Genomic DNA, 5,139 nt, shown 5'->3' with positions numbered 1-5,139 from the left:
ACGGTTCAGGGAACGGCGACATGGCCCAGATATCCCGCCGTGAGGAACTGATGTTGGCGAGCGGGTGGTGTTTGGGCAGGGCCCGTGCGGGACAGTCTCCCTCATTGTGTTGGCCCTTGTCAGGCTCTAGGGTTGTACGGCTTTCAGGGCACGCCTGGGCATGGTCGGTTCTTGGGGGAGGATCCGTGAACGTTGGCCAAGCGACGAAAACGATCGTCATTCACCGGCCCACCTATGCACACTTCGCACAGTGTTTCGGATGCTGCCCGCCCAACCTTTCATTCTTCTCGGCGGTAATTTACCGAACCTGAGAACGCAGAATAACTCTGTACTGTGCCAGTTGCGTCAAGCCGCTCATGCGACCATCCCGAGGAGCCCGAATCGATGCCCTTCGACGATGAAGAGGAAATTGCGCAACCTGATTTATCCCTGATATTTGCCACGAACGCCACAAACTTCAACGCGGTGAAACTCTTCATCGACCGCGACGAAGAATGTTTGGCCTTCGACATGGCGGTGCAAATGCATCATAATCACATCACCGACAGTCATTTCGACAGCCAAGACGTCGTTTCCCCGAGACGGAATGTGCTAACATTTTTCGGAGCAGGCGGAGTGGGTAAGTCATCTCTTTCCCGCGCGCTCGAGATACGGCACAGCGGTGATGACCGACAGCAGCGCCAAAACTGGCCAGTCATGCAACGCCAGTTTGAGAAACCTGTGGAAGCGCGAGTGGATCTCGCCAGTGATTCGGGCATCGATCTCGAACGGATCCTGCTTTCAATTCGAGCGGCAGTCGGCCGACTCGGCCGCCCGATGCACGCCTTCGACATCACGTTCAGCCGCTACTGGGAACACGCGCACCCGGACACCCCCCTGGATGAATTCTTACGTGGAGACGGGGCCCTGCGTCGGGCGAGTGAGGCGATACGACTTCCCGAGCAGATGCAAGAGGGGCTGGCAGAGATAGCCGGTGCGTTTGGCTCGTCAAGTGCGATGGTCTCGGCAGCTTCACGTATCGCGCTGGCTATCGGCAGGGCAGCGCGTCGGCACCGTGCCCTGCGACACGCAATAGAAGACTGCCGTAGGCTCAAGCCACTGTTACAGGCTGAACCAGATCTCGAAAGTCTCAGCTATTATCCGCACTTGTTGTCCTGGGACCTCAGTGAGCTTTCCCGGAAGCTCGAGGGACAGTTTCATGTGACAGTTTTCCTGGATACGTTCGAGGACGTGACTCGACAGACGGACCGCAGCTTTGAGCGGCTACTTCAGCGCCTCATCTGGCTCATGCCAAACGTCCTATTCGTCATCTCCGGACGGAATCGACTGGATTGGGCTGATCCACGTTCTGCGGGAGACTTGCAGTGGAGCGGGCCTGAGTCCTGGCCTGGTCTTGCAATTGGCTCGTCCGTGGAGCCCGCCCAGCACATGGTGGGACATCTCTCCTACGACGACAGCGCAAGATTCCTCAGCCTGCGCCTGCGTAACGGCGATGAACCGGTGATCAACGCCGATATTCGCGCTCAGATAGCCCGCGCCTCAGGTGGATATCCGCTCTACTTGGATCTGGCTGTCGCACGTTACATACAGATCGTTGGTGCCGGCGCTCGACCGGAGCCGACGGATTTCGTGAGTGGATTTCCCGGTCTCGTGTCACGCGTGTTGCGGGATCTGGACAGCGACGAACGGCGCCTCGTCCGCATCCTCAGCCTGCTCGACTCGTTTGATGTAGAACTCGCAGTGTCCCTGGCCAACCTGGAGTCTGAGGCTGTCGCCGTTCGGCTGACACATCGCTTGTTTGTCATGTCAGACGAGGACGCTCCGTTTCCCTATTCGATTCACCGGCTCATCCGTCGCGAGGTGCAGCTTGCAAGCGGAGGCGCGGACGCGTTCACGCCGGCGGACTGGACGCGCTATGCGCAGCGTGCGTTCGACACGCTGGGCGAGCGTTATCACCGAGCGAGCCGGGCGGGAGCCCGCAGAACCGCCAACAGTGCACTGAACCAGGCGCTGCGCCTGGCCGACGAGTACCGATTGGACTTGGGCTGGTGTCTTGAGGCCTCCTACGTCTTCATCGAAGACTGCCTCTGGGAAGGCAGCGTGCGCCCCTTGATCGGGGCCGATGAAGCAAGCCCTGCGGCTGCGTTGGCCCGGACGATGCTAGCCGTCGTCGACCATCGTTGGCAGGGCCGCCTGCGGGGCGACGTCATGTCGACTGATCTTCGGGAGACGGCGAGAGCACTCAACGAGGTACTTTCTGCTGGGCTGTTGACCGGCGACGCCCGTGACCTCGCCACATACTATGCCGCGGAAGCTGCCCGGGAGCTGGGCGACGCTGCTGAGGCAGAGCGGCTCATCCGTTCCATCAGCGGGAGCAGTGACACGAGGATCGCAAGCCTCGCTTCCAAGGGGCTCGTCCACCCCCTGCGCCGGCGTGGCCATTTCCGCGAGCTACGGGATCTCGTCAACTCCCAGCCGCGTGAGGCAGTCTGGCTGCAGATGGCAGGCACGCTCTCCTGGTCGCAGGGACTTTTTGAGCAGGCCAAACAGGAGTACAAGCAGAGCCGAGAGCAGTTCATCGCGATGGGGTATCTGGGAAACGCCGAAGAATTGCTGGGGTCGTTGGGCTTCGTCTGCGGGCTGATCGGCGACGACGGGAGTGAAAACACAGGCATCGTCGCCGAGAGCATTGCGGCGGTGCAGACATCGCGCAACAGATGGGCCGCGCTAATGGCACAGTTGGGAGCAGCGGCCCTGGCTGCAGACGGGAGCGAAGTGTCGGCGCAGCGGATTATGGAGATCCGTGACCAAGGAAGGGCAGCGGGACTGACGTCGATCCAGTCGTACGCCCGCCTCATTCTCAACCTCAATGCCACCCTCTCCCGTTCCGTCGAGGCAATGAGGCGAGCCCGTGCAGATCTCGCCGCCGCTGTTACGGATGGAGACTTCCTCTGGCTGCTTGAGATCTGCGACTTCTGGTCAGATGACGGTCAGGCGGGTGGCACTACGCCAACCGCTGACTGGCTCGACGGCCTGACGGAAACCCGCGACCGCTGGCGCCAGGTGGTACGCAACCGTCAGGACTGACCTGAAGCTACGGCGTCGTATTTCCTCTCGATTGCGGTGCCTGACAGACGTCGGACAACTTGCTCGGCGGCAGCTTGGAAGCAGTCCACGCCTGTTGCCTCGTCGATGCCGTTGAAGCCCGGCGATGAGTTGACTTCCAGTACCGCGTAGCCTCCATTCCAGGGAACGAAGTCCACACCAATGACGTCTCCGCCGACGCATCGGGCAACCTGAGCGGCGAGATCATGTACCGGCTCCATCGGGGCGGGTACCGGGCGGCCTCCGGCAGCCACGTTATTGATTTCTACGCCGATGCTCTTTTGATTCGCTCCGGGAATCCTGTGGATCGAGACGATAGGTTCGAATCCGCAGACAATGACCCGAATATGCGCACTGCTGGGTCCCTCCACCAGTGGTTGTGCCACATGCGGGGTGCTGATTGACGGGATCACGCCGGAGTCGGCGAGACGGACACCGTTCCCGCTTGCGCCAACAGAAGGCTTGATGATGGTTTTCCGGCCCTCGAACCCAGGCACAGCCATTCCCGGGGCAAGTAGAACCGTCGGCACGACAGTGATGCCGGCTGCAGCCAGCTTGACGCTGGTGCGCCATTTATCCGAGCAGGTCCGAATGCACTGCCAGTCGTTAATCATCACATAACGAGCGGACAGCAAGGCGAAGATGTTGGAATAGTTGTAGAAATCCTCTTCTGAAACCCGCCAGATGACACCGTCGAGCGCCAACTCGTCCACGCTGGACTCAGAGAGGTCAGGATCTCCTTCGATGAGCAGTGAAGCTGACCCACGTTCGTTCACGACCGCTTTGAGGTAGGTCGCCTCGATGGGCACCCAGGAGAAACCAAGGCGCTCCAGAGCGAAGCCCAACTCATAGGTCCAACGCTCGCCGGGCTCAAACGTCTGAATAATGCCAATACGAATTTTACTGCTCCTACTCTGGCGAACGCGTGTCACCTCATTCAAATACCGACAAAGGGTAATCAGACCCCGTTGCCTGATAGCTGATGAGGATCATGTCGCGACGACAATGGCGATCTTTGGCGCTGATGGGAGTCACGTAGTGACGGAATTGCCGATCGTCCATGCAGAGCGTATCCAAGGGCGCGTTTAGCGTCAACGCGAACAGTCGTCTGTCTGATTTATCTAAAATAATGGTTTCGCCGCCGCTGTCGTTGTCCCGTCCCACCAAGTGCAGCGAGATGAAGTCATACCCGTCGCGGTGTGGGCCCTCCGGTGCGGGGGACGCCGCAGAGTCAGGATCCCCTGCGATCCTGACCAGGTGGACATTGATGAGCCACCGACCGGAAAGCTCGAAGACCTCGCGGCTCATAATCCTGACAAGCCTCGTCAAGACACGTTCGACAGCCCCGTATCGCTCTATCGGCGCAAAATGTCGCACCATTCCGCCGAAAAGCGGGTTGAACTCTATCGCCTGAAAGTAGCCAGTAGACCTCCGCCAGTGAATCGCGCCTGCATCCGCATCAAAATCGAACTGTGCATGGCGTCGAAACCGGCTGGGCCTGTCGCCCACATAGTACGGGTCCACAGGCAGGCCGGGCCACACCCCAGCAAATACCGGAAAATCTAAGCCGATATCTCGTACGGCCATCAGATCCGCCCCTGTCACAAGGACCAGACCACCCTTCTCAATTACCTCGCGCGCATTATTAAGACCCGTCCTGAACTCCTCTGGACCCATGGCTCAGAAGGTATCCTTCCGTGATCTTTATCATGGGAGAGATGTCATGGAGCAAGTACATGGGATTGTGCACCATATGCCATATAGATCGCTACGGGATGACGCGGATGAGCTACCCAGACGAATGTGATTCAGCCGTCATCGAGCGTGCGCTGCCGCGATGAGATGGTCAGTAACAGCGAAGCCCGCTGGGTCAGAAGGGACTGGAGCACAGCTATGCCACATGTGACTGAGCCCTTTTCAACCTCGGCAGGGCTGTTGACGCGGCTCGCTCCTGGCTGACCCGGGCGGAGGCTCTGGGGGCAGGATGTCTTCGTGCCCACCATGGTTGTTGAGTGTCGGCAACGGCTGAATTTG

3 protein-coding genes are annotated in these 5,139 nt (G+C 59.6%); 1 reads left to right on the top strand and 2 read right to left on the bottom strand.

What is annotated here, in order from left to right:
• The first annotated feature begins 384 nt into the window (after window positions 1-384).
• Window positions 385-3,087 (top strand): tetratricopeptide repeat protein, encoded by a 2,703-nt coding sequence (locus tag ACIBK0_RS51705; protein ID WP_399097485.1) that lies wholly within the window; start codon window positions 385-387, stop codon window positions 3,085-3,087.
• Here the strand turns inward: ACIBK0_RS51705 and ACIBK0_RS51700 are convergent.
• Window positions 3,078-4,037 (bottom strand): RimK family alpha-L-glutamate ligase, encoded by a 960-nt coding sequence (locus ACIBK0_RS51700; RefSeq protein ID WP_399097487.1) that lies wholly within the window; start codon window positions 4,035-4,037, stop codon window positions 3,078-3,080. The two genes, ACIBK0_RS51705 and ACIBK0_RS51700, sit on opposite strands and share 10 nt — an antisense overlap.
• Before the next feature lies 1 nt (window position 4,038).
• Window positions 4,039-4,782: a 2OG-Fe dioxygenase family protein gene (locus tag ACIBK0_RS51695; RefSeq protein ID WP_399097483.1), complete on the bottom strand. Its 744-nt coding sequence runs from the start codon at window positions 4,780-4,782 to the stop codon at window positions 4,039-4,041.
• Window positions 4,783-5,139: the final 357 nt, after the last annotated feature.

The organism is Streptomyces sp. NPDC050564, from assembly GCF_044457265.1.
Taxonomy (GTDB): Bacteria; Actinomycetota; Actinomycetes; order Streptomycetales; family Streptomycetaceae; genus Streptomyces.
The sequence above is the reverse complement of the archived record's forward strand: the minus strand, read 5'-3'. Positions and strand labels throughout refer to the sequence as shown.